The 22,861-nt window shown below is 73.9% G+C and carries 22 protein-coding genes; 11 read left to right on the plus strand and 11 right to left on the minus strand.

Annotated elements, in window-relative coordinates; translation table 11 throughout:
- Positions 1 to 65 precede the first annotated feature (65 nt).
- Positions 66 to 1,061 (plus strand): ATP-binding cassette domain-containing protein, encoded by a 996-nt coding sequence (locus MNY60_RS06485; protein ID WP_242337635.1) that lies wholly within the window; start codon positions 66 to 68, stop codon positions 1,059 to 1,061.
- A gap of 311 nt (positions 1,062 to 1,372) precedes the next feature.
- Here the strand turns inward: MNY60_RS06485 and MNY60_RS06490 are convergent, their stop codons facing one another.
- The 3 genes from MNY60_RS06490 to rnz are packed head-to-tail and all read right to left on the minus strand — an operon-like array spanning position 1,373 to position 4,438.
- Positions 1,373 to 2,164 carry a DUF5714 domain-containing protein gene (locus MNY60_RS06490; RefSeq protein ID WP_242337633.1) on the minus strand — a complete coding sequence of 264 codons (792 nt, stop codon included), beginning with the start codon at positions 2,162 to 2,164 and terminating at the stop codon, positions 1,373 to 1,375.
- A 57-nt stretch (positions 2,165 to 2,221) separates the two neighbouring features.
- The gene (locus tag MNY60_RS06495; protein ID WP_242337631.1) at positions 2,222 to 3,481 is read right to left on the minus strand and encodes a small ribosomal subunit Rsm22 family protein; all 1,260 of its coding nucleotides are present in this window, start codon (positions 3,479 to 3,481) and stop codon (positions 2,222 to 2,224) included.
- 12 nt (positions 3,482 to 3,493) lie between these two features.
- On the minus strand, positions 3,494 to 4,438 hold the full coding sequence (gene rnz / locus MNY60_RS06500) for a ribonuclease Z (protein ID WP_242337629.1): 945 nt from the start codon (positions 4,436 to 4,438) through the stop codon (positions 3,494 to 3,496).
- Positions 4,439 to 4,732: 294 nt separating this feature from the next.
- On the opposite strand from rnz, the gene MNY60_RS06505 reads away from it, so the two are divergent.
- Positions 4,733 to 5,188: a DUF3592 domain-containing protein gene (locus MNY60_RS06505; protein ID WP_242337627.1), complete on the plus strand. Its 456-nt coding sequence runs from the start codon at positions 4,733 to 4,735 to the stop codon at positions 5,186 to 5,188.
- 39 nt (positions 5,189 to 5,227) lie between these two features.
- Here the strand turns inward: MNY60_RS06505 and MNY60_RS06510 are convergent, their stop codons facing one another.
- Both MNY60_RS06510 and MNY60_RS06515 read right to left on the minus strand, forming a co-directional pair.
- Positions 5,228 to 6,121, minus strand: a complete 894-nt coding sequence (locus tag MNY60_RS06510) for a hypothetical protein (RefSeq protein ID WP_242337625.1) — start codon at positions 6,119 to 6,121, stop codon at positions 5,228 to 5,230.
- A gap of 184 nt (positions 6,122 to 6,305) precedes the next feature.
- Positions 6,306 to 7,001 (minus strand): TetR/AcrR family transcriptional regulator C-terminal domain-containing protein, encoded by a 696-nt coding sequence (locus MNY60_RS06515; protein ID WP_242337623.1) that lies wholly within the window; start codon positions 6,999 to 7,001, stop codon positions 6,306 to 6,308.
- Between the two features lie 127 nt (positions 7,002 to 7,128).
- Between MNY60_RS06515 and MNY60_RS06520 the strand changes: the two genes are divergently transcribed.
- Positions 7,129 to 7,794, plus strand: coding sequence for a class I SAM-dependent methyltransferase (locus tag MNY60_RS06520; RefSeq protein WP_242337621.1), 666 nt, complete (start codon positions 7,129 to 7,131; stop codon positions 7,792 to 7,794).
- A 490-nt stretch (positions 7,795 to 8,284) separates the two neighbouring features.
- Here MNY60_RS06520 and MNY60_RS06525 read toward each other — a convergent pair whose 3' ends face one another.
- Positions 8,285 to 9,073 carry an ABC transporter permease gene (locus MNY60_RS06525; protein ID WP_242337619.1) on the minus strand — a complete coding sequence of 263 codons (789 nt, stop codon included), beginning with the start codon at positions 9,071 to 9,073 and terminating at the stop codon, positions 8,285 to 8,287.
- A gap of 1 nt (position 9,074) precedes the next feature.
- Positions 9,075 to 9,872 carry an ABC-2 family transporter protein gene (locus tag MNY60_RS06530; protein ID WP_242360231.1) on the minus strand — a complete coding sequence of 266 codons (798 nt, stop codon included), beginning with the start codon at positions 9,870 to 9,872 and terminating at the stop codon, positions 9,075 to 9,077.
- 264 nt (positions 9,873 to 10,136) lie between these two features.
- On the opposite strand from MNY60_RS06530, the gene MNY60_RS06535 reads away from it, so the two are divergent.
- The 5 genes from MNY60_RS06535 to MNY60_RS06555 all read left to right on the plus strand — a co-directional run bounded on the left by MNY60_RS06535 (position 10,137) and on the right by MNY60_RS06555 (position 16,900).
- Positions 10,137 to 10,895, plus strand: a complete 759-nt coding sequence (locus MNY60_RS06535) for a class I SAM-dependent methyltransferase (protein WP_242360232.1) — start codon at positions 10,137 to 10,139, stop codon at positions 10,893 to 10,895.
- Between the two features lie 117 nt (positions 10,896 to 11,012).
- Positions 11,013 to 11,834, plus strand: coding sequence for a ferredoxin--NADP reductase (locus tag MNY60_RS06540; protein WP_242360233.1), 822 nt, complete (start codon positions 11,013 to 11,015; stop codon positions 11,832 to 11,834).
- Between the two features lie 215 nt (positions 11,835 to 12,049).
- Positions 12,050 to 14,959, plus strand: coding sequence for a tetratricopeptide repeat-containing serine/threonine-protein kinase (locus MNY60_RS06545; RefSeq protein ID WP_242360234.1), 2,910 nt, complete (start codon positions 12,050 to 12,052; stop codon positions 14,957 to 14,959).
- A 62-nt stretch (positions 14,960 to 15,021) separates the two neighbouring features.
- Positions 15,022 to 15,525, plus strand: coding sequence for an isoprenylcysteine carboxylmethyltransferase family protein (locus tag MNY60_RS06550; protein WP_242360235.1), 504 nt, complete (start codon positions 15,022 to 15,024; stop codon positions 15,523 to 15,525).
- A gap of 82 nt (positions 15,526 to 15,607) precedes the next feature.
- The gene (locus MNY60_RS06555) at positions 15,608 to 16,900 is read left to right on the plus strand and encodes a serpin family protein (protein WP_242337607.1); all 1,293 of its coding nucleotides are present in this window, start codon (positions 15,608 to 15,610) and stop codon (positions 16,898 to 16,900) included.
- A gap of 45 nt (positions 16,901 to 16,945) precedes the next feature.
- On the opposite strand, the gene MNY60_RS06560 is transcribed toward MNY60_RS06555, so the two are convergent.
- The 4 genes from MNY60_RS06560 to MNY60_RS06575 all read right to left on the minus strand — a co-directional run bounded on the left by MNY60_RS06560 (position 16,946) and on the right by MNY60_RS06575 (position 20,740).
- Complete coding sequence (locus MNY60_RS06560) at positions 16,946 to 17,413, minus strand: GNAT family N-acetyltransferase (protein ID WP_242337606.1); 468 nt, start codon at positions 17,411 to 17,413, stop codon at positions 16,946 to 16,948.
- Between the two features lie 114 nt (positions 17,414 to 17,527).
- A complete protein-coding gene (locus MNY60_RS06565; protein WP_242337604.1) occupies positions 17,528 to 18,046 on the minus strand; it encodes a hypothetical protein in 519 nt (172 codons plus the stop codon).
- A 74-nt stretch (positions 18,047 to 18,120) separates the two neighbouring features.
- The gene (locus MNY60_RS06570) at positions 18,121 to 19,467 is read right to left on the minus strand and encodes a sigma-54 dependent transcriptional regulator (protein ID WP_242337602.1); all 1,347 of its coding nucleotides are present in this window, start codon (positions 19,465 to 19,467) and stop codon (positions 18,121 to 18,123) included.
- Positions 19,442 to 20,740, minus strand: a complete 1,299-nt coding sequence (locus MNY60_RS06575) for a nitrogen regulation protein NR(II) (RefSeq protein WP_242337600.1) — start codon at positions 20,738 to 20,740, stop codon at positions 19,442 to 19,444. The genes MNY60_RS06570 and MNY60_RS06575 overlap by 26 nt, the downstream gene beginning before the upstream one ends.
- A 336-nt stretch (positions 20,741 to 21,076) precedes the next feature.
- Here MNY60_RS06575 and MNY60_RS06580 point away from each other — a divergent pair, with 336 nt between their 5' ends.
- The 3 genes from MNY60_RS06580 (at position 21,077) to MNY60_RS06590 (ending at position 22,724) form a co-directional block, all read left to right on the plus strand.
- Positions 21,077 to 21,268: a hypothetical protein gene (locus MNY60_RS06580; RefSeq protein ID WP_242353415.1), complete on the plus strand. Its 192-nt coding sequence runs from the start codon at positions 21,077 to 21,079 to the stop codon at positions 21,266 to 21,268.
- Positions 21,269 to 21,326: 58 nt separating this feature from the next.
- Positions 21,327 to 21,956, plus strand: coding sequence for a hypothetical protein (locus MNY60_RS06585; RefSeq protein ID WP_242353413.1), 630 nt, complete (start codon positions 21,327 to 21,329; stop codon positions 21,954 to 21,956).
- Between the two features lie 201 nt (positions 21,957 to 22,157).
- Entirely contained in the window at positions 22,158 to 22,724 is a 567-nt protein-coding gene (locus MNY60_RS06590) for an outer membrane beta-barrel protein (protein ID WP_242360236.1), read from the plus strand.
- Positions 22,725 to 22,861: the final 137 nt, after the last annotated feature.

The following is a 22,861-nucleotide window of genomic DNA, read 5'->3' on the forward strand; positions in this document are numbered from 1 at the left end:
ATTGTAACGGCGGGCTCGCGACGAGGGGCTTGCCCCGTCGAGGGCGCTGCCGCTAGATCCCCCGGGTGATCGACGTCCGCGGCCTCCGCAAGCACTACCAGGTCCACCGCCGCCCGCCCGGCCTCGGCGCCGCGCTGCGCTCGGTCTTCCGCCGCCGCTACGAGACGGTGCGCGCGGTGGACGGCATCGACTTCTCGGTCGGTGAAGGGGAGCGCGTCGGGTTCCTCGGCCCGAACGGCGCGGGGAAGACGACGACCCTCAAGATGCTCTCGGGCCTCCTCCACCCGACCGAGGGGGAGGTGACCGTGGCGGGGCACGTGCCGCGCCGCCGCGAGCCCGCGTTCCTGAAGCAGATCACGCTCGTCATGGGCCAGAAGCAGCAGCTCCTCTGGGACCTGCCGCCGGCCGAGACGTTCGCGATGAACCGCGCGATCTACGACATCCCGCGGGCGCAGTTCGACGAGACGCTCGAGGAGCTCGTGCGGCTCCTCGAGCTCGGCGAGCTCGTCCAGAAGCCGACCCGCCAGCTCTCGCTCGGCGAGCGCATGAAGTGCGAGCTCGCCGCGGCGCTCCTCCACCGGCCGCGCGTGCTCTTCCTCGACGAGCCCACCATCGGCCTCGACGTCTCGATGCAGGCCACCGTGCGGAGCTTCGTCCGCGCCTACAACGAGCGGTTCGGCGCGAGCGTGCTCCTCACGAGCCACTACATGGAGGACGTCGTGCAGCTCTGCCCGCGGGTCATCGTCATCGACCGCGGCCGGCTCATCTACGACGGGGACCTGCGCGCGCTCGCGCTCAAGGTCCGCCCCGACAAGCGCATCGTGGTGCGCTTCCGGGACCCGAACGGCGGCGCGCCGAGAGACCTCGGCCGGTTCGGCAAGGTCGTGTCGAGCGAGCCCAGCCAGGCGACGATCCAGGTCGCGGCGGAGGAGGTCTCCGGCGCGGTGGCGCGGATGCTCGGCGCGCTGGCGGTCGCCGACCTCACCGTGGAGGATCCGCCGCTCGAGGAGGTGATGTCCGAGCTCTTCCGCACCTCGCGCGAGCGAGCCGCGGGGGGGTGAGGTGAGGTTGCCCCCGCCGTAACGGCGGCGGGTCGCGAGGGCGCGCGGACCGCGAGTGTGCGGGGGTCGCAAGCGGGGGTCGCAAGCGGGCGTTGCGTCGCGAGCGCAGGGGCAGGCGGCGGAGCCTGCCCCGGAGCGAGCAGGGGGTATGGGGGAGCCGAGGAGGCCGGGCGCGTCAGCGACCCCGGCCGACGAGGTTCCCCCATCACGAAAACCCAGGCGGCGGAGCCTGCCCCGGAGCGAGCAGGGGGCATGGGGGAGCCGAGGAGGCCGGGCGCGTCAGCGACCGCGGCCGACGAGGTTCCCCCATCTCAACGATGAAAAGGACAGGCCGATCCGCCGCACTGCTTGTTCACCGAGCGCCACTCGCACTCGGGCCCGCGCGCGGAGAGGTCCACGCGCAGGTGCTCGCGCGCGAACTTGACGGCAGCGAGGATCGACAGCATCGAGTCACGCTTGCAGCAGCGGGCCGCGTCGGTCGCCCCGACGACGGTGAGCGCGCGGGCGGTCATGCGGTTCGCGAGCCCGCGCTCCTTGCCCTTGAGCGGCGTCGCCTCGGTGACGATCGACACGAACGCGCCCGTCCCGACGGCCGCGCCGCAGGTGCCGAGCATGCCGCAGGAGCCGCCGAGGACGGGCGCCACCCGCCGGCGCGCCTCCGCGACGCGCTCGGCGCGCTTCTGCTTCTCGCCCTTCACGTTCGAGTAGGCGGCGACGAGCACGGCGGGCACGAGGAAGTGGTGCTCCGGGCCGTGCAGCTTCACGGCGGGGTGACGGAGCATCCGGAGCGCGAGCGCCATCGGATCGCGCTCGTCGGAGGACGCGCAGACCTTCTCGATCACGTCCATCGCCGGGGCGGAGTGGCAGGCGTCGCAGGCGAAGTGGCCCGCCTTGCAGCGCGCCGAGGAGACCTTGGCGGCGCCGCACAGCACGCAGACGAGCTCGGCCGACGCCGGCAGGTAGACGAGGTCCTCGCCGCAGACGAGGCAGCCGGTGAAGGGAGCGTCGGCGTCGGAGGTCGCCGAGGCGGCGTCGCCGCAACCAGCGTCACAGGCCGCGGAAGACGTCTCGGGCGGGGGGCTCGACCTGAACAGCTTGAACACGCGGGAAGTCCTCGATCCTGAGGGATCCTCAGCATGGAACCGCGGACGGGCGCAAGATCATCCCCCCGCCGGCCGCTCGCCCGGCGGGACGGGCCGGCCCGCCGGCGCGATGACCTTCACCGACGACGCCTCCCCGAGCGCGAGCCCGTCCCCCCGCGGCTCGGCCCCGGAGATCTCGACAACGTCGCCGCGGAGGAGCTCCCCGAAGCGGCGGTTCGCGTCGGTGACGTGCTTCTCCTGGAGCGAGAGCCCCACCCGCCCCTCCGGCCCGCACCCCATGTAGCGGAGGCGGCCCTTGGAGGCGAGCGGCTCGGAGACGATGCGGAAAACGCGCCCGGGGGGCGGCTCGGCCCAGGCCTCGCCCTTCGGCGCGAGGACGAGGTAGCTCATCTTCACCGCCTCCTTGCGGAGGCCGGCGGCCTTGCCGAGCTGCGCGACGATGGGCGGCGGCTCGATGGGCCGCTCGGCGTGACACCAGTCGGTCTCGCGCACCAGCGCGGGGCACGCGCCGCGGAAGAGGCAGGGGGCGCGGACGGTGTAGCCGCGCGCGACGAGCAGGTCGCGGACGCGGAGGAGCGCGCGCGAGGTGTCGCGGAGCGCGGGCTCGAAGACCACGAGCGAGCCGCCCGCCGCGACGAGCGCGAGCGCCTCCTCGAGGAGGTCCGCCCGCCGCGCGTCGGCCTCCGGCCCGGGGAAGAGCTCGTTCACGACGTGACCCATCGTGACGAGGTCGAACCTGCGGCCGCCGGCGAGCTCCGCGAGCGGCCGGTTGCGGGTGGGGTTCCACTCCCGCGTGGCGATCGGCTCGCCCGCCGCGGCGGCGAGCGCGCGGGCCGCGCCGAGCGCGCGCGCGGAGCGATCCGCGGCGACCACCTCGGCGGCGCCGGCGTCGAGCGCCGCGAAGGCGACGGGCGCGGGGCCGCTGCCGAGATCGAGCGCCGTGTGGGGGCGGCGCGGCAGCTCGGAGAGGATGCCGCGCGCCTGGAGGTAGGAGATTGGCCAGTAGAAGAGCAGGTACGCGCCGAGGAGCCGCCCCTCGTCCATGTAGCGCGCGCCCGCGAGCTCGCGCTCGCGGGTCAGCCCCCTCGACAGCCGGGCGACCGCGGCGCCCACCTCGCGCAGCTCGTCCGGCGCGAGCAGCTCGGGGGAGCCGCCGCGAACGCCACGGGGAGGGCCGCCGCGGGGCGGGTGACCGCCGTGGCGGCCGCGCTGGCCGTGCGGGCCGCCGGACCGGGAGGGCGCGTCGCGGCCCTCGCGCCACACGCGGACGAGGTGCGGGACCCAGCGGGCGAGATCTTCGGCGGGCGTGCGCGGCACGGGCCCGCGGTTCTAACCCGGAGCGGGCGCGCGGGCCAGATCGTCCGGGAGCGGCACCTCGATCGTCATCCCGTCGCTCGCGACCGAGAGCGGCCCCTGCCACTCCGCGCGCGCCTCGTCGACGAGCGGCTGCCACTCGCGATCGTAGCGGGTGGAGAGGTGCGTGAGCACGAGCTCGCGCACGCCGGCCTCGCGCGCGACGCGCGCCGCCTCGCGCGCGGTCGAGTGCATCGTCTCCTCGGCGCGCGCCTGCTCCGGAGCGCCGAAGGTACAGTCGTGCACGAGCAGATCCGCGCCGCGCGCCGCCGCGATGGTCCCCGCGCACGGGCGGGTGTCGCCGGTCACCGCCACCGCCCGGCCCCGGCGACGCGGCTCGACCACCTCCTCCGGCCGGACGACCCGGCCGTCGGCGAGCGTCACTGCCTCGCCGCGCTGGAGCGCGCCGTAGAGCGGGCCCATCGGCACGCCGAGCGCGGCCGCCTTCTCCGGGTGGAAGCGCCCCGGCCGCTCGTCCTCGACGAGCGCCCAGCCGACCGAGGGGATCCGGTGCTCCGTCGCGAACGCGCGCATGACGCAGCCCTCGCGGCGGATCTCGGTGCCCGGCGCGACCTCGTGGATGCGGACGTCGAAGGCGAGCCGCTCGGTCCCCGTGAAGAGCATCACGTCGAGGAGCCGCTTCGCCGGCCGCGGGCCGTACACGTCCATGGGCGTCGTGCGGCCCTGCATCGAGAGCGTGCGCAGGAAGCCGATGGCGCCGAGGTAGTGGTCGGCGTGGAAATGCGTGAAGAAGATGGCGTCCACGTCGAAGCCGGTGCCGAAGCGGATCATCTGCCGCTGCGTCCCCTCCCCGCAGTCGACGAGGAACAGCTCCCGGTCGCGCCGCACCGCGAGGCCGGTGAGGTTCCGGTGGATGGTCGGCTGGGCGGCCGAGGTGCCGAGGAAGGTGAGGCGCAGCATCGGGCGGGAATGTAACGGAAGGCGGGGCGCGGAGGGGCTCCGGTCGGCGGATGGCCGGAAGGGGTGGTGGCGAGGGCGGCGGCGTTGGCCCAGACCGAGAGTTCCGCCTGGCGGCCTTCCCGTCCGCGGCGCGGGCTCTGGTTACGGACCGAACGGGCCGTTTAATGCCGGGTCCGACCGTGCCGTGCCCGACCGGGAGTTCCGGCTGACGGTCACAACGGCCGCGGCGCGGACCGACAGAGGAAGGTTGGCTTCGTCGTTGCGGCGAGCAGCCGAACGGCGAAGGATGGGCCGATGCCGAAGTGGTTTGCCCTCGCCCTCTGCAGCGCCGGCGCGCTCATGCTGGCCATGGCGGTCCGCCAGTCAAGCCGCGGGAGGGAGTCGCGCCACTGGACGCGCACGCTGGGACGCGTCGTCGAGTCGCGAGTGGAGCTCCTGAACGAGGCTGACGAGCAGCGCTCGAGACGGTGGGGGTTCGTGATTCGCTACGCGTATGAGGCTCGGGGACGCGCGCAGGGATCGAGGCAGATCTGGATCGGCTCGGCCGGCGTGGCGTACGAAGACGAGGAGCGTGCGCTCGAGTGGGTGGAGCGGTTCCCCAAAGGCGCCGAGGTCACGGTCTGGTTCGACCCGGCCGCTCCGTCGCAGGCGGTGCTCGTACCGGGTGTCCCTGGAGCGCAGGTGGCCCTGCTCGTCCTCGCCGGGCTGGCGCTCGTGGGAATCGGCATCTTCTTGCTCTCGCGCGCATGAGGGTGTTGGGCGGCTCCGATGCGCTCGCCCGCGATATGGCTAAGTGAAGCCGACGCAGGGCACGCCGTGAGCTACCCGCATCAAGTACGTGCCGCATGGGAAGATGATGCCGGTGTCCCCTGCGCGTCTCGAAGCCAATGCCGACCGGTAGGAGCGCACGAACTCCGCGAGCCGCCCAAGCGTCTCGATGCGCTTCCACTTGTCGCGTGAGGCGACGCGCGGGCGCAGATTGCGCCGCGCCTCACCGGACGTGGGCCGCCCTGTCGGCTTCTGTGCCAGGACGCGGGCGATTCCAAGGAAGCCGCCGCGAGACTGTCCCTCTCGTACGGCCTGCTCTTCCCTCTCGGCGAGTGCCGACTCGAGCTTGCGCCTGAAATCGTCGGCCGAGGCAAAGCCCGGGGGCGCGGTCAGCTGTAAGGCGGCAGTATCGGGAAAGGCGCCCTTGGGATCGAAGAAGTGCTTGGGTCGTTGAACCACGATGGCGTCCCCGCCGATCAACTCGGGAGCAGACCACAGCCCCGGCCACAACCGACCGGAGCGGACGAGACGCGCGGCGACGGGGTTCGCGAGGACGTAGGCGGCCTTGTCGATGACGTCAGTCGGCGAGACGAGCCTCACGGCGCTGTAGCTGTTGGGATCCCAGAAGGCTTCCCAGCGCCCGAGGGAGGCGTTCACGGCGCGAGCAACCAGGGCATCCAGGAACTGATGAAACGCCGGAAGGCGCGCGTCAGGGTCCGTCACGACGAGATGGAAGTGGTTCGACATGACGCAGAAGGCGTGGACGTCGATGCCGTACCGACGGGCAGCGACGGCGAGGAGAAACAGAAACACGCCGTTCAAACACTTGGAGGGCCGGAGCAGGAACTGCCGGTGCGCGCAGCGTCGAGTTACGAGATAGGTGGTCCCTCTGAGAACTTGTCGCGGAACGGTCATGCGACGGGTGTGAGCAGGGAGTGTGCCCGCCACTCTGCGCAAATCCATTGGAACTTCATAAGCGACACCGTCCGACCGGCGGCCCCACGGTGCGGAGCGCGGAACTCTCGGTGCGGGCTCGCGCGGTGCGGCTCGGCGACGCGCGCGGTGCGGCTCGGAGCGCTGCGCGGGCGCCGACGAGCGGTCAGTCGCGGCCGCGGGCGACGCGCTCCAGGCCTCGCACGAGGACCTCGAGCCCGAACTGGAAGAGGCCGTCGGGGTCGTCCTCCGCCAGGTGGTCCGCCAGCGCGACGAGGAGCGGGAACTCCTCTCGGGGCAGCGCTCTGAACTGCTTGCGCGCCTCGCCGAGCATCTTCCGACGTGTGACGCCCATCGCCGCCGCGGCGGCCTCGTAGCGCGCCTCGTCCGCCGCGAACTCGGTTACGAAGTTGTTGAGATGGTAGGCAGCGCGCGCGGCGTCCCGGTCGGACAGGCCGGACGACCGCAGGACGCGCAGCACTGCCTCGATGTGGCGAAGCCGCCGCGGCCCGATCGGCGGGGTGCTCGCGAGCACCCGGGCCGCGTCCCGATGAGCGAGCAGGCCCCGGCGGTTGACCCGCGCCATCTCCGTGAGCTGGTCGCGCCATGAGCCCGTCGGGGCAATCTCCGGGATCTCCCCCGCGATCTCGTCCGCGACGAGCACGAGCAGCTCGTCCTTGTCGCGAACGTGCCGGTAGAGCGAGGCGGCCTTGACGCCGAGCTTCTCGGCCAGGCGGCGCATGGTGAGCTCATCCAGCCCGACCTCGTCGAGGAGGTCGAGGGCCGCCCGGACGACCTGCGCCCGGTCGAGCGGCTTGCGTCGGGGAGGGCCCCTGTGGTCGCGGTACGGAACGAAGCTCACCCTCACCTCCCTGGCGCCGATCCTACGCGCCACCCCCTTGATCCGACAACGCTGGTCGCATTACGTTAACGTCGTTAGCTTGTAGCGACCGTTGTTAGCTGGGCGTTGGCCCGAGGGAGAATGCGACATGACGGCACGAGCGAAGGCGTACAAGGGTGTTGCGATGGAGGGGCTCATCGCGAGCTGGTACACGCGGAACACGGGGCGTGACAGGAGACGCTTCGTGACCGCCGCGAATGCGGTCGCTGCCCGCGTGGCGCCAGGTGGGCGCGTGCTGGAGGTCGCCCCTGGGCCCGGGTACCTCGCAATCGAGCTCGCGAAACGCGGCTACGCGGTCACCGGACTCGACATCAGCCGGTCCTTCGTGCGGATCGCCGGTGAGAACGCGGCGCGGGCGGGGGTCTCGATCGAGTTCCGCCACGGCAACGCGGCCGAGCTTCCCTTCCCGGAGGCGTCGTTCGACTTCGCGGTGTGCATGGCCGCCTTCAAGAACTTTGCGGACCCCGTCGGCGCGCTCGACGAGCTTCACCGCGTCCTGCGGCCGGGCGGGCGGGCGTCGATCTTCGACCTGCGGAGGGATGCGCCCCTCGACGCCATCGATGCGGAGGTGCGAGCGATGAACCTGACGCGCCTCGACGCCTTCGTCACGCGCTGGACCTTCCGACACATGCTGCTGAAGAGCGCCTACTCGCGTGAGGATCTCGAGCAGATGTCGGCCCGGAGCCGGTTCGGAGGCTGCGAGATCGCCGCAAGCGGCGTCGGGTTCGAGCTGCGGCTCACGAAGTCGGCGTGAGGTACGTCCGGAGCTCTCCGTGGGGCGTGGGGCGGGGGAGACGCGTTCGACGGGCGGGCGTTTGCCTCTCGCTCGGCTGGGCTCACGCGGACGCCGCGCCGGGGCGGAATCATGGACGCGCTGGACGAGCCGCGGAACTCTCGGACCGCTACGCGAGCTCGCTCCGACGTTCGGTCCCATGGCGCGTCCAGCGGACGAATCGCGGACGGATCGGACGAACAGCGGAACTCTCGGTCGGGCGCGGGCTCGGACCGCTACGCGAGCCCGCACTGACGTTCCGGGCTCGGACCGCTACGCGAGCCCGCACTGACGTTCGGTCCCATGGCGCGTCCAGCGGACGAATCGCGGACGGATCGGACGAACAGCGGAACTCTCGGTCGGGCGCGGGCGCGGTCGGGCGCGGGCGCCGGGCGCGGAAATCGTGGAGCGGATCGGGAAGGTCGGCTCGGTCCGGGTGATCGGGCGGGGCCGGACGGGGCGCGGCGCCGGCCTACGACGACGCCGACGTGTAGTGCCCGATCGAGCGCAGCCAGACGAGCCTCGCGAAGGCCGAGAACGCGAGCGCACCGAGGAGGACGAACACCCCCTGGGAGAACGCGAGTGTGCCGAGGAGCGCGCGCGCCGGGTACGTCGTCATGAGCGCGAGCGGGATGACGACGGTGAAGACGACGCGCAGGGCGCCGCGGAAGACGTCCGCGGGCCAGCGGGCCGCGTCGAAGATGGAGAGGAGCAGGAACGAGAGGTTGTCCACCTTCACCACGAAGAACGCCGACGAGACGACCAGGATCCACAGCGCGTAGAGGATGAGCGTGGCGCAGAGGAGCAGGACGAGCGAGGCGAGGACCGCGCCGGGCGACGGCCAGCGGCCCATCCGGTGGAACGCCACGGCGAAGACGGCGAGCCCGCCCACGACGTCGAGCGCGCGCCACGGCGCGAACTTTCCGGTGGAGACGAGGAACTGCGCGTCGGCGGGCTTGAGCAGCACGAAGTCGAGCGTTCCCTTGCGGATGTGCTCGACGACGGAGGCGAGCGAGGGGTTCACCGCCCCCTCGAGCACGCCCTTCATCACCGTGAACCAGCCGATGACGACGAGCGCCTCCTCGAAGGACCAGCCCGCGATCGAGGAGCGCCGTCCGTAGACGACCAGGATCGGGACGAGCGACCAGGAGGTCCAGAAGAGCGCGAGCCCGCCCTGGACGAGGAAGTCGACCCGGTACTGCATCGCCACCGCGATGGAGGCGCGGAGCTGGATCGCGAGGAGCGTGAGGTAGCGGCGCACCCTACCCTCCGAACGCCGCGAAGCGGCGGAGCCCTGCGCGCCAGGTGACCCGCGCCGCGAGCGCGAGCACCGCCACGTAGGTCCACTGGACCGCGAGCTCGCGGAGCGCGGTCGCCCGCGGGGTCATGCCGATGACCATCTCGACCGGGAAGGAGAGCATGAAGCGGAACGGCAGGAGCTTCGCGGTGACCTCCAGCCAGCGGGGGAAGAGCTCGAGCGGGATGAGGTAGCCGGAGAACACGCCGTACAGGCCGAGCCACAGCTCGAACACCGACGAGGACGAGTCGATCGCGAAGGCGAGCGCGCCGATGACGGCCATGGCGAGGAACGTGATGAGCCAGGCGCCGATCACGGTCACGGGGAAGAGCGCGAGGAGCAGCGGGTCGTGGGTGAAGCGGCCGGGGCCGAGGGTCGCGAGCGCGACCGCGATGATGGGGAGCGAGGCGAGGAGGCGGATCGGCATCGCGCCGACGTTGGAGCAGGCGTAGGAGACGAGCGGATGGATGGGTCGGAGCAGCCGGAACGCCAGCGTCCCCTGGCGGATCTCGAAGTTCACCTCCCAGATGACCCACGCCCCGGCGTTGAGCCGCACGACGAGGGCCGCGAGGTAATAGGCGCCGAACTCCGCCTGCCCGAAGCGCCCGATCGGCGCCTCGCGCGCGACCGCGCTCATCAGGGCGAGCATCACGAGCGGCATCGTGGTGGAGAGGAGCCACACGAACATCTCGGCCCGGTAAGCGACCGACTCGGCGAAGCCGACGCGGAGCAGCGTGGGGATGGCGCGGAGGGTGCGGCTCACGGGCGTACGGTAACGCGGATCGGCCGCCTGCGCCCGGGCGAGCGGCGCGGCCCTACCCGGCCACCACGCCGCCCGCAGATGGCCGCCTCGTCGGCGCCGAGCAGCCGGCCCTCCCGGAGCCGCACCTGAAGCGAACACGCGTCCCGGATCGGGCACGGCCGGGACCGCCGCTTCAGTCCCGGGATGGCCGGACCGGGCCGAGCGCCCGCCACGTCGCGGAGCCCGAGGGAGCGCGCGCGAGCCGGCCGGCGTAGGATCCACGCCGTGAGCGATCACGATCGCGAGCTCTCCCGCGCCTTCGACGGCCAGGCCGAACGGTTCGAGCGGGCCCCCGCGCAGCGCGATCCCGCGGCGCTCCAGGAACTCGTCACCTTCGCGGCGCTCCCGCCCGGCACACGGCTCCTCGACGCGGGGTGCGGGCCCGGGCTCGTCGCGGAGGCGTTCCTCGCCGCGGGGAGCTCCGTGCATGGCGTGGATCTCTCGCCGGAGATGGTGCGGCGCGCGCGACGCCGCTGCGACCGGTTCGGCGCGCGCGCGCGCTTCGAGGAAGGCTCGGTGCTCGACCTCCGCGCCGGCCCGTTCGACGCCGCGATCTCGCGCCTCGTCATCCACCACGTCGAGGACCCCCTCGCGTTCGTGCGCGCGCAGGCTGCGCTCGTCGCGCCGGGGGGCGTCGTGGTCGCCTGCGATCACACGGCCGATCCCGACCCGGAGCGCGCCCGCTGGCACCAGGCGATCGAGCGCGCACGGGACCGGACCCACGTCCGGAGCCTGTCCGCGGGGGAGCTCGTGGACGTGCTCGCGCGCGCCGGGCTCCACGGGCTGCGCCTCCTCGAGGAGCCGTTCGAGCTCGACTTCGACGAGTGGTTCGACCGCGGCTCGCCCACGCTACCGAAGGACGAGGTCCGGCGTCGCGTCCTCGCCGGGCACGCGCGCGGGTTCGAGCCGGTGCCGCGCGACGACGGCAGTATCACCCTGCGCTGCGTCCGCGCCCTCGTCCGCGGCGTGCGGCCCCGGGGCTGACGCGTCGACCGCGCGGTACGAGCCCCCCGGGGACGTCTGGGCGCACGCGCCTGGCGCGCCGCGGGGCGGCCTTCCGGGGTGAGGCACGGCGGCGGCGGGCCGGCTACACGTCCCCGCGTGGGAAAGCTCGAGGTCAACGCCATCCTCACCCGCCGCATCGAGGTCGCTCCGGGCCTCGTCATCCTGCGCGTCGTCCCCGACCGCTGGACGTACCCTGAGTTCCGCCCCGGCCAGTTCGCGGTGCTGGGCCTGCCCGCGCGCGCCCCGCGCGTCGCGCTCTCCGATCCGGAGCCTCCGGACGAGCAGCCGGAGCCGGACCGCATGATCCGGCGGGCCTACTCCATCGCGTCGTCGTCGCTCGAGCGCGGCGAGCTCGAGCTCTACGTGACGCTCGTCCGCTCGGGCGAGCTCACGCCGCGGCTCTTCGCGCTCTCGCCCGGCGACCGGCTATGGCTCGGCCCGAAGCCCGCGGGCATGTTCACGCTCCGAGACGTGCCGCCGGAGCGCGACGTCGTGCTCGTCGGGACCGGCACCGGGCTCGCTCCTTACATGAGCATGCTCCGCACCGAGCTCGCCTGCGGCGGGCCGCAGCGCTTCGCCGTGCTGGCCGGCGCGCGGCACTCCTGGGATCTCGGCTACTCCGCCGAGCTCATCACCCTGGCGAGGCTGTGCCCGAACTTCACCTACCTGCCGACGGTGAGCCGCCCGGACGCCGAGCCGGCGCCGTGGGGCGGCGCGACGGGCTACGTGCAGGCGCTCTGGACGGACGGCGCCCTCGCGCGCGCCTGGGGCGCGCGGCCGACGCCGGCCGACACGCACGTCTTCCTGTGCGGAAACCCGGCGATGATCGACGACATGACGCTGCTCCTCGAGCGGGAGGGCTTCCGCGAGCACGCGCCGCGTCAGCCGGGAGAGGTGCACGTGGAGCGGTACTGGTAGCCGAGCAGGCGGATCCGCCGGCCGCGGCCCGCCGCCCACGGCGAGGCGCGGGCGGGCGCGCGGGCGCTCCCTCCCATGAGAGACTCCGGTGCGGCGCCCGCGGCGCCGAGTAACTGTAGGAACGTCTGCTGTCCGGAGCTCTCGTGGCGCGTGAACGAGGTCAGCCGAGCGCGGGTGACGGCGCCGCCGGCGTGGCGCCGGCCGCTGGGGGCGGCGTGTCCGCGCTGCTCGGTGAGCTGGCGCGCGCGCCGGAGGTGCAGCTCGGCTCCGCCTGGGAGCACGTGCTCGGGCCGGGTGCCGTCGTGGGCCGCTTCGAGCTCCTGCGCGAGATCGGGCGCGGGGGCTTCGGGATCGTGTACGAGGCTCGCGACCGCGAGCTCGGCCGCTCGGTGGCGTTCAAGGCGATCCGGGCGGGAGACCGGGCGGCGCTCCAGGAGGACCGGCTGCTGCGCGAGGCCGAGGCCGCGGCGCGGCTCTCGCACCCGAACATCGTCACCCTCTTCGACGCCGGCCGCTGCGAGCACGGCCCCTACCTCGTGCTCGAGCTGCTCCGCGGCGAGACGCTCGCGGACCGCCTCAACGGCGAGCCCCTCGCGACCGGCGAGGCGCTGCGGATCGGCTCCGCCGTCGCGCACGCGCTCGCGCACGCCCACGCAGCGGGCGTCGTGCACCGGGACCTCTCCCCCGGCAACGTCTTCGTCTGCGGCGACGGGCGCGTGAAGGTGCTCGACTTCGGGCTCGCGCACGCGTTCGGGCGGCGGCGGATCAGCGGCGGCACCCCCGGGTACATGGCGCCGGAGCAGTGGCGCGGGGCGCCCGAGGACGAGCGGACGGACGTGTACGCGCTCGGGGTCCTCGTCTACCGGATGGTCGCGGGGACGCTCCCGTTCCCCGACGACGCGGAAGGGAGCGCGACCGCGAGCCCCAGGCCCGCGCCGGCCCTCCACGTCCCCGACGCGCCCGCGCTCGGCGCCCTCCTGGCGCGGATGCTCGCGAAGGACCCGGTCGACCGGCCCCGCGACGGCGCGGAGGTCGCGGCGGCGCTGGACGCGCTCCGCACCGAGCCCGAGCGGACGCCCGGGGCTCCCCCCACGCCCGCGCGCCGTCGCCGCCCTGCCCGCGCACGGTGGCTCGCGGCGGCGGCCGCCCTCCTCGCGCTCGCGGTGGGCGGAGGGGTCGTCGCCCTGCGGGGGTCCGGAGCGACGGCGCCTCCCGCCGCGGGGCAGGGCGCGGCGCGCGTCACCGTCGCGGTCGCAGACTTCGAGAACCTCACCGGGGAGCCGGAGCTGGCGGGCCTCTCGGGGATGCTCATCACCTCGCTCGAGCAATCGCGGCGGCTGTCGGTCCTGACGCGAGTCCGGATGCTCGACATCCTGCGCCAGCTCGGGCGCGAGAAGGTGACCGGGGTGGACGAGGCGCTCGGCCGCGAGGTGGCGCGCAGCGCGGGGGCCCGCGCGCTGGTGCTCGCTTCCATCCGGCGCTTCGACGCGCTCTACGCCATCGAGCTGAAGGCGCTCGACCCGCACACGAGCGAGTACCTCTTCACGCTCCAGGAGACGGGCCAGGGGAAGGCGAGCGTCCCCGGGATGATCGACCGGCTCTCCGAGGAGACGCGCCAGCGGCTGCGGGAGAGCCCGGCGGAGGTGAGCGCCTCGCGCGTGGATCTGGCGTCCGCGACGACCGGCAGCTTCGAGGCGTACGCGCACTACTTCCGCGGCGAGCAGGCGCAGGACGCGACGCGGTACCAGGAGGCGCTGCAGGAGTACCGGGCCGCCCTGGGCGTCGACCCGGACTTCGCGCTGGCGTCCTACCGGATCGCGTACCTGGGCGAGTTCACCGGGCTCGACGCGGCGGCGCGGCGCGCCGCCATCGACGCCGCGGTGCGGGGCGCGAGCCGCGTCCCCGAGAAGGAGCGGCTGCTCATCGAGGCCTGGAAGGCGCACGTGGACGGGGACGAGGAGCAGGCCCACGACCTGTACGCGCGCGCCGTCGCCGCCTACCCGCAGGACAAGGAGGTCCTCTACCTGGCCGGGGATCTCTACTTCCACGACGGAGACTCGTCGCAGGCGCTGGCGCTGTTCGAGCGCGCGCTCGCGCTCGATCCCATCTGGGAGCCGGCGCTCATGCACGTCACCGATGCGCTCGCCAGGCTCGGCCGCATCGACGAGATGCTCACCCGCAGTCGCACCTGGGTCGAGAAGGCGCCGGGGGGAGCGTCGTATCGCGCGCTCGCGCGCGCCGAGATGTCGTCCGGGCGCTTCGAGGAGGGGGAACGTGACGCCCGTCGCGCCTTCGAGCTCGACGGCAACATCTTCTCCCGCATCACCCTCGCCGAGGCGCTGGATCTCTCGGAGCGTCACGGCGAGTCCGAGGCGCTCGTGCGCCCCGTCGCCGAGCGCGCGGAGGCCTCGCCGGATCGCGCCAAGGCCGCCGCCGCGCTCGCCAGCTCCCTCGCGTACCAGGGCCGGCGGCGCGAGGCGTTCGAGGTGATCGACCGGTTCGCGGCCCACGCCACCTCCCCGAGCGAGCCGACCCTGCGGCTGCTGCACCTCCTCGGCGAGGAGCCCCAGGACGCTGCGCGCGAGGAGGCCCGGCGGCTCGCCGCCTCCGGGTGGCGATGGGAGGGGCTCCCCTCCGTCCTCGCGCTCACAGGCGACCTGCAGGCGGCCCGCGCGCAGGCGCGAGCGCTGCCGCCCGGACCGTCGCGCGCGCTGTACGAGGGCGCCGCGGCCTGGCGCGGCGGTGATCCGGAGCGAGCGCGGGCGCTGCTGCGCCCCCTCCTCCTCTCCCCGGGTCGCGGCGGAGACCTCGCGATCGGCGCGACGTGGATCGCGGCGAGCGTCGCGCTCGAGTCCCACCACGACGAGGAGGCGATCGGGGAGCTGCGCGCGCTGCGACAGCGGACGGGTGGCCCGGCGCGAAGCTGGATGTACCCGCGGAGCTTCTACCTCGAGGCGGTGGCGCTCGACCGGCTCGGCCAGCGCACGAGCGCGCGGGAGTGTCTCGATCACCTCCTCGCGCTGCTGCACGGCGCGGATGGCGACCTGCCTCTGCTCGCCCAGGCGAAGGCGCTGCGGCGGCGGCTCGCAGCGGACGCGCGCCCCGCGAGCTCCGCGCGCAGGTGAGGACGTCGCCGCGTGACGGCGCGGACGGCTTCCCGGCGTTCCGTCGGAGAGGGGGAGAGACGATGTTCGCGCGCGCGGTGCTCGCGTTCCTGGCGATGCCGGCGGTGGTCGGCGTCGCGATCCCGCTCTGGATCGCGCACAGGGACGGCGCGCGCGGCTCCGATCACTCCGCCGGCCTCCTGCTTGCCTTCGCCGGGCTCGCCGGCCTGTTCTGGTGCGTGCGGGACTTCTACGCCATCGGCAAGGGCACGCTCGCGCCATGGTCGCCTCCGACGAAGCTCGTCGTGGTCGGGATGTACCGGTTCGCGCGGAACCCCATGTACCTCTCGGTGCTCACACTGGTGACGGGGATCGCCGCGTGGAGGGGCTCGCCCTCGACCCTCGCCTACGCCTTCGTCCTGGCGCTCGTCTTCCACGTGCGCGTCGTCCTCGGAGAGGAGCCGGTCCTCGCGCGCAGCTTCCCCGCCGAGTGGCCCGTCTACGCCCGCGCGGTGCCGCGCTGGCTCCCGCGCCTGTCCCCATGGCGCGGCCCCGGCTCCGAGGAGGGGCCTCGCCGGCCCGCGTGAGCGCCGTTCGGAGGGGTCACCCCGCGCACAAGGCGTGAAATCGCCCGTCCGCGCTGCTACGCTGCGGCGCGGAGGTACCTCCATGACGCTCTCCCGCGCTGCCTTGCTGGCGGTCACCGCGCTCACGCTCTCGAGCGCCTGCGGCGGCGGATCGAGCCCGACGCCAGCGCCCTCGGCGCCCGGCGACCGGATCGGCTCCACCGAGGCGCGGGTGACCGCTTCCGCTCCACCGGCCGATCTCGCCGCCGCGGTGGGGAGCAACGGAGCGCTCGCGCTCGACCTGTACCGCGTGCTCGCGTCCGAGGCGCAGGAGAACCTGTTCTTCTCCCCGCAGAGCATCACCTTCGCGCTCTCGATGACCTACCCGGGCGGTTCCGGCGCGACCGCCGCCGCGTTCGAGCAGACCCTCCACGTCTCGATCCCGGAGCCTCGCTACCACCGGGCGATGAACGACCTCGACCGGCAGCTCCGTTCTCGCGGCGAGAACGCGTCCGGCGCCGACGGTCAGCCCTTCCGGCTGCGGCTCGTGAACCAGCTCTTCGCGCGGAAGGGCTTCACCTTCGAGCAACCGTTCCTCGACACGCTCGCCGGGGAGTACGGCGCGGACGTGCGACTCCTCGACTTCGGGAGCGCGCCGGAGCCCGCCCGCGAGGCGATCAACGCGTGGGTGGCGGAGGAGACCGAGGACCGCATCCCCGACCTCTTGCCGGTCGGGACGATCGACACAGACACCGTGGCCGTGCTGGTGAACGCGATCTACTTCAACGCGGCCTGGGCCAAGAAGTTCGACCCCGCCCTCACCCGCGACCGCGAGTTCACGCTCCTCGACGGCTCGCGGCTCCTCGTGCCCACGATGGCGAGCGGCGACCTGCCCACCCGGGCCGCGCAGGTGGCGGGCGTGGAGGTGGTGGAGCTCCCCTACGACGGCGGCGAGCTCTCGATGCTGCTCCTCGTCCCGCCCGCGGGCGGGCTCGCGGCGCTCGAGGAGCAGCTCACGCCGGCGCGGCTCGAGGCGTACCTCGCCGCGCTCCGGGACGAGCACCTCGCGCTCACGCTCCCGCGGTTCGAGGTGCGAAGCTCCCTGCAGCTGAAGCCGCCGCTCACCGCGCTCGGGCTCGGCGTCGCGTTCGGCGACCAGGCGGACTTCTCGCGCATGTCGACCGAGGTGGGCCTGCGCGTCTCGGACGTCGTCCACCAGGCGTTCGTGAAGGTGAACGAGGCGGGCACCGAGGCGGCCGCGGCGACGGCGGTCATCGTCGGACCGACGAGCGCGCCGGTCACGCGAACGGTCGCGATCGACCGACCTTTCGTGTTCGCCATCCGCGACCACGCCACCGGCGCGCTCGTGTTCATGGGACGCGTCGTGCGTCCCTGAGCGGTCCGCGGGAGGCGCGCGTCGCCCGCCCCCGCAGCGCGGCCCTCAGATTCTCTTGCGCAACCGCACGCGCGGCTCGCCCGGGCCGTCGTAGTCGGGCGAGTGCCCCACCCCGCCGTCGCCCCGGAGGAGCTCGAACCCCATCGCGGCGTGGAACGCGAGCGACCCTTCGTTCAAGGGCGAGGTGACCCCCTGCACCTCGGTCACCCCGAGCGCGCGGACCGTCTCGAAGAACCGCTCGTAGAGCGTGCGGCCCACGCCGGCGGCGCGGAAGACAGGGTCGACGCCCACGAAGTGGATGTACGCCTGCTCGGGGGAGGTCTGCGACTGGAAGCCGGCCAGGAAGCCGCAGAGCTTCCCGTCCGCCTCGGCCGCGAAGCTCGTCGGCCGGAAGTGGACGAAGAAGAGCCGCGGGAGCATGTCCGCCATGCGCCTTCCGCCCCACCAGTCGTTCAGCACCCGGATGATCGGGCCGTAGTCCCCGGGCTCGAGGTGACGGATCGTGATCGTCATCGGCGCCTCCGCACGCCCAGTATCGGCCGATCCGCGGCGGCGCGGAAGGCCGGAGGCGAGCGCAGGAACCGCCCGGGAACCATCGTGGGCCGCTTCCGGCCTCGCGAAAGCCGGCTACGGCGCGCAGAGCCCGCCGCAGTCCGCGCCGCTCGGCGGCGCGCAGTCGTCGCGCGGATCGTCGACGCAGGCGCGGCCGTCGGGGCACGGAAGCCCGGCGACCCCGCCGCAGAAGACGGGCGCGACGCAGACGCCGTCGCAGCCCGCGTCGGTCGGAAAGGTGCAGCCGTCGCCGGGCAGGTCCACGCAGACGAACTCCCCGGAGCACGCGCGCCCGCTCTCGGGGCCGCAGCGCACCTGCGAGGGGCACTCGTGGATCTCCCAGCCGCACTGGCCGCCCGCGTGCTCGACGCAGCGGCCCGTGGGCCCGCCCGTGCTCCCGTCGGCGCAGATCCAGTTCGGCATGCCGAGGGCGGGCCCGCAGGCGGCGCGATCGCACAGGACGACCGCACCGTCGGACGCGGAGGCGCGGCGCTCCTGGTCCGCGGCGCACGCCGCAGCGAAGAGGGCGAAGAGGACGAGGAGCGGGGTGCGCATGAGCGACTCGGGCGCCGCGGCAGCGCGGGCGACCTTCATCCTAGCGTAGTGAGGACCGTCCAGTGACCCTTCGCGAGCGGGCCCGTCCCGGGCGGGATGCGGTGCGAGGCGCGTCAGGCGAAGCCGTACTTCTTCAGCCGGTCGATGAACGCGGAGCGGCTCAGGCCGAGGCGCCGCGCGGCCTCGGACTGGTTTCCTCCGGTCGCGGCGAGGGCCTTCACGATGAGGCTGCGCTCGACCGCGTCGAGGTGCTCCCGGAGCGAGAGGGTGCCCTCCGGCGGCGACTCCGCCCCGGGCTCCTCCGGAGCGGCCGCGGGCGGTCGGCCGAACGCCTCCGGACCGAGCTCCCCGCTCGAGCCGAGCGCGACCATGCGTGCGACGGCGTTCTCGAGCTGCCGCACGTTGCCGGGCCAGTCTGCGCTCCGCAGGGCGGCGAGGAGCGCGGGCGAGAGCCGCACGTCCTCCATGCCGAACCGCTCCGCGTACCGGCGCGCGAACTCGGCCGCGAGCGCCGGGATGTCGTCCCGGTGGTCGCGGAGCGGCGGCACCACGAGCTCGACGACGGCCAGCCGGTAGAAGAGGTCCTCGCGAAAGCGCCCGGCGCGGACCTCGGACTCGAGGTCCCGGTTCGTGCACGCGACGACGCGCACGTCCACCTTCTCCACCCGGCCGGCGCCCACCGGCTGGATCTCGCCCTCCTGCAGCGCCCGCAGGAGCTTCGCCTGGAGCGGCAGCGGCAGCTCGCCCACCTCGTCGAGGACGAGCGTCCCGCCGTCGGCCTGGGCGAAGAAGCCGCGCCGGGCCTGCGCCGCGCCGGTGAAGGCGCCGCGCGCGTGACCGAACAGCTCGGCCTCGGCGAGCTCGGCGGGGATCGCCGCGCAGTTGAAGCGCACGAGCGGTCCGGCCGCGCGCCGGCTCTCGGCGTGGAGCAGCGAGGCGACGAGCTCCTTCCCGGTGCCCGTCTCGCCGCGGACGAGCACGGTGATGTCCTTGGGCGCGAGCCGGCTCACCGCGTCGAGCAGGCGGCGCATCGCCGGCGTGTCCGCGACGAGGCTCCGCCCGATGGCCTTCTCCGCGGCGAGCCGCCGGTTCTGGGTGCGGAGCGCGCGCGCCTCGAGGGCGCGGTCGATCACGAGCGACATCTCCTCGATGTCGTAGGGCTTCGTGACGTACTCGTAGGCGCCGGCCTTCATGGCCCGCACCGCCACGCGCTCCGAGCCCTGGGCCGTGAGGAGCACGACGGGGAGCGCCTCGTCCTGCTCGTGGATGGCGTGGACCAGCGCGAGCCCGTCCATCTCGGGCATCGCGTAGTCGGTGACCACAGCGTCCACGCCCTCGAGCCGCTCGAGCGCCTCCTTCCCGGAGCGGGCGAGCACCGGCTCGTGGCCGAGCGAGCGGACCAGCTCCTTCAGCGCGTACAGGACGGGCGGATCGTCATCCACGAGCAGCAAGCGGGGCATCGACGCACCTCACCGTGGGTTCGCGCGGCAGGGACGCGCTCGCGACCGTGCCCTGGCCCGGCACGCTCCGGTACTCGAGCGCGCCGCCGTGCTGCACGAACACGCCGCGGGCGAGGAGCACGCCGAGCCCCGTCCCCTCCTCGCGCGTGGTGAAGAACGGAGTGCCGACGCGGTCGAGCACCTCCGGCGGCATGCCCCGGCCCGTGTCGCTCACCTCCACGCGGACCTGGCCGTCTCGCTCTCCGATCTCGATCTCGACGCGGCCCTTCCGCGGGGTCGCCTCGATCGCGTTCGCGACGAGGTTCAGGAGCGCCTCCTTCAGGCGTCGCGGATCGGCCACGAGCTCCGCGTCGCCCTGCCGGCGGAGCGACACCCCGGCGCTCTCGGCGCGCGCCTCCAGCACGGCCAGGGCCTCGTCCGCGACGGCGCCGAGCGCGACGGGCTCGGGGCGCAGGGTGTCGAGCGGACGCGAGAAGGACAGGTACTCCTGGAGGATCTTCTGGATCCGCTCGACCTCGCCCTCCACCACCTGGAGCCGCTCCCGGATCTCGGGCTCGTTCGCCTCGCGGGCCGAGAGCTGGACGAGCGCCTTGATCGCGCCGAGCGGGTTCCTGAGCTCGTGCGAGAGCTTCGAGCTCAGGAGCTCCAGCTCGCGGGCGCGCGCCAGCGCCTGCGCGGCGATCTCCTCGCGGGAGCGGAAGATCTGGCCGAAGGTCGACTCGACGGTGCGCGCGAGGAGCGACATGTAGTCGGTGTGCAGCACCACCGACACGAGGAGGAAGCCGAGCGCGGAGAGGCTGTAGAGCGGATCCGGGATGACCGGGCCCAGCCAGGCCTGCGGGACGGCGAACATGGCGGCGACGAGCACCACGAGCGCCGTGAGCGCGGCGAGCGTGGCCCGGCAGATCCCGCGCCGGATCGTGAACTGCGACACCGCGCCCATGAGGGCGATGAGGACCGGGCTGTGCAACCCGCCCGTCGTCGCGATGGCGATGACGATGAACGCGAACGGCTGGCGCTCGTCGCCCTCGCAGGCGTTCGCGACGCGCTCGCTGAGCGCCCGCGCCACGTGGGAGAGGAGCAGCGCGCCGAGGATCCCTGCCAGCACGGCGACGCGCCAGGGGGGGTACCCGGTCGCGGCGAGCGCGGCGCAGAACGCCAGCCAGACCGCGTAGAAGCCGGCGAACAGGAACCACCGCGTGCGCTTCCAGCGGCACTCGACGTTGGCGGCGATGACGCGCCTCCAGCGCGCGGCGTCCAATCGCTCCGGCATGACTCCTCGTGGAGTCGCAAGATCCGGGCCTGAGCCGCGAGCGGGGTCGAGCATGGGCCGCCATCATGCCGTGGGTCCGGCTCCGTTGCCACGCTGCCGGGAACGCGGACGATCTCGCGCCGGAACCTGTCCGCGAACCCGGCAGCCCGCCTGCGCGCCGCGCCTGCCGAGCCGTGCAGGCCTGCGACTCGCGCCGTGGCACGAGGCATGTAAAGGCACGCTCGCGTGGCGCCTGCGCGGGTGCCGCGCCGCCGGCGGACCGAGCCCAGGGACGCTCCCTGCGGCGGCGCGCCCGCGCGGCGCCACCCTTGGATGACCACGGAAGGGAGCGCGTTCATGAAGAGGCTCGGGCTCGCGGCGTCGCTGCTGGGGGTTTCGCTCATCGGGGCCGAGTACCGGAGCGCGGCGGCCCCGGCGGGCACGCCCGCGGAGGACGCGCCGGCCGCGGTCCCGGTGACCGCGACCACCGCGCGAGTCCATCCCGCCAGCCCCCGCGCGAGCGGCTCGCCCCGGTCCGCGGGGGAGTGAGCGCCGGGCGACCCCCGCGCCGCGGCGCCGGCCGCCCTCGACCGCGAGCAGGCCGTCGATGACCGGCGCGACCCGCGCGCTCGTCGCGGCCGCCATCGCCGGGTCCGCGCTCCGGGCCGGGGCGCAGGACGGACCACGGCGCGCGCAGGATGCGGCCCTGGAGGTCAGGCTCTCGTCCGGCTACGAGCAGGCCTTCGGCGAGATCGGCTACGCGCTGCCGTCGCTCGGCGACTACGGCGGGCCGGGCGCGGCGCTCGAGCTCGCCGTGGCCTGGCGGCCGGTGGCGGCGTTTGCGCTCGGCGTGTTCGGCACGGGAGGGCTGTACGCGCGCGGCGGTGAGCCGCCGGCGAGCGCCAAGGTCTGGAGCATCGCGGGGGGAGCGCAGGCGGAGCTCCACGTCGCGCCGGACGAGCGCTGGGATCCGTGGATCGCGCTCGGCGTGGCCCTTCGCCGCCACGGGGTGGAGCGGGAAGGCGGGACCGAGTCGTTCGACGGCCACGAGGTCCTGCGGCTGCGGCTCGGCTTCGACCGGCGCTTCGGCGCACGCTCGACGCTGGGCCCCGTCGTCGCGGTCGCCCTGGCGCGGTTCACCCGACACGAGCGTCCGGACGGCAGCGCGGTGGACGTGCCGAGCCCGTCGCTGGGCCTCATCGCGTTCGCCGGCCTCTCCGCCGCGTTCGATCTGTGAGCGCGGCCGCGGCCGGTGTGCGGAGTTCCGACGGCGGCTCGCTCGCGACTGTCGCCGTTCCCGACGCGTGGCGCGCGCTCGCGCCGGCCGCCCGCGCCGATCCTCCCGGCGTTTCGCCGCCGCGCGCGCAGCGCCGCGCCGGGCGCGGGCCTTGCAGCACCGGCTGCGCGTCGTCTCAATTCACTTCACGAGGAACACAAGATGAAGAAGCTGCTCGTCATCACCGCCGCCGTCATCGCCTTCGCGTCGACCTCCGCGCGCGCCGAAGATCCTTCACGGAAGCTCAGCATCGCGCCGTTCGTCGGAGCGTTCGTCGGGACCGGCGACCAGCGCGATCTCCTCGACGACTCCGTGCTCACCGGCCTCACCCTCAGCTACGAGGTGCATCCCTACGTCGCGATCGTCGGCGCGGTCGGATGGTCGCCCACGCAGGTGAAGGCGCTCGGCGAGCACCTCGACCTCTTCCAGTACGACCTCGGCGTCCAGGGACAGTACCCGGTGGCGCTCGCGCAGGGCTGGACGCTGAAGCCGTTCGTGGGGATCGGCGCCGGCGCGCGCACCTACAGCTTCCGCGATCTCGACGTGGACTCCGAGACCGACTTCGCGGGCTACGTCTCCGCCGGCGCGAACGTCGAGCACGGGGCCTTCGGGCTCGGGCTCACCGCGCGTGACTACGTGACGGCGTTCGACGGCCTCGCCTCCGCGACCATCGACCAGACTGCGCGCAACGACCTCGGGCTGTTCGGGTCGGTGAGCGTCCGCTTCTAGAAATACGGGGGCTGCGCCCCCGCCCCGCCGAGCGGAGCTCGTCGGGGCCCCACCCCTGCGCGCCGGGTCCCGTGCGCCGCCGCGAGCGGCTTCGCCGCGTCCGCGGCGGCGCCCCGGCGGGGGGGGGGGGGAGACCC

The sequence above is a fragment of the Anaeromyxobacter sp. SG17 genome, assembly GCF_022690695.1.
Taxonomy (GTDB): domain Bacteria; phylum Myxococcota; class Myxococcia; order Myxococcales; family Anaeromyxobacteraceae; genus Anaeromyxobacter; species Anaeromyxobacter soli.

Excerpts from the sequence above, each read along its gene's own strand:
- MNY60_RS06555 (WP_242337607.1), top strand. The coding sequence starts at position 15,608 with ATGACGCTCTCCCGCGCTGCCTTGCTGGCGGTCACCGCGCTCACGCTC.
- MNY60_RS06505 (WP_242337627.1), top strand. The coding sequence starts at position 4,733 with ATGCCGAAGTGGTTTGCCCTCGCCCTCTGCAGCGCCGGCGCGCTCATG.
- rnz (WP_242337629.1), bottom strand. The coding sequence starts at position 4,438 with ATGCTGCGCCTCACCTTCCTCGGCACCTCGGCCGCCCAGCCGACCATC.
- MNY60_RS06520 (WP_242337621.1), top strand. The coding sequence starts at position 7,129 with ATGACGGCACGAGCGAAGGCGTACAAGGGTGTTGCGATGGAGGGGCTC.
- MNY60_RS06580 (WP_242353415.1), top strand. The coding sequence starts at position 21,077 with ATGAAGAGGCTCGGGCTCGCGGCGTCGCTGCTGGGGGTTTCGCTCATC.
- MNY60_RS06570 (WP_242337602.1), bottom strand. The coding sequence starts at position 19,467 with ATGCCCCGCTTGCTGCTCGTGGATGACGATCCGCCCGTCCTGTACGCG.
- MNY60_RS06560 (WP_242337606.1), bottom strand. The coding sequence starts at position 17,413 with ATGACGATCACGATCCGTCACCTCGAGCCCGGGGACTACGGCCCGATC.
- MNY60_RS06550 (WP_242360235.1), top strand. The coding sequence starts at position 15,022 with ATGTTCGCGCGCGCGGTGCTCGCGTTCCTGGCGATGCCGGCGGTGGTC.
- MNY60_RS06585 (WP_242353413.1), top strand. The coding sequence starts at position 21,327 with ATGACCGGCGCGACCCGCGCGCTCGTCGCGGCCGCCATCGCCGGGTCC.
- MNY60_RS06510 (WP_242337625.1), bottom strand. The coding sequence starts at position 6,121 with ATGACCGTTCCGCGACAAGTTCTCAGAGGGACCACCTATCTCGTAACT.
- MNY60_RS06590 (WP_242360236.1), top strand. The coding sequence starts at position 22,158 with ATGAAGAAGCTGCTCGTCATCACCGCCGCCGTCATCGCCTTCGCGTCG.
- MNY60_RS06565 (WP_242337604.1), bottom strand. The coding sequence starts at position 18,046 with ATGAAGGTCGCCCGCGCTGCCGCGGCGCCCGAGTCGCTCATGCGCACC.
- MNY60_RS06575 (WP_242337600.1), bottom strand. The coding sequence starts at position 20,740 with ATGCCGGAGCGATTGGACGCCGCGCGCTGGAGGCGCGTCATCGCCGCC.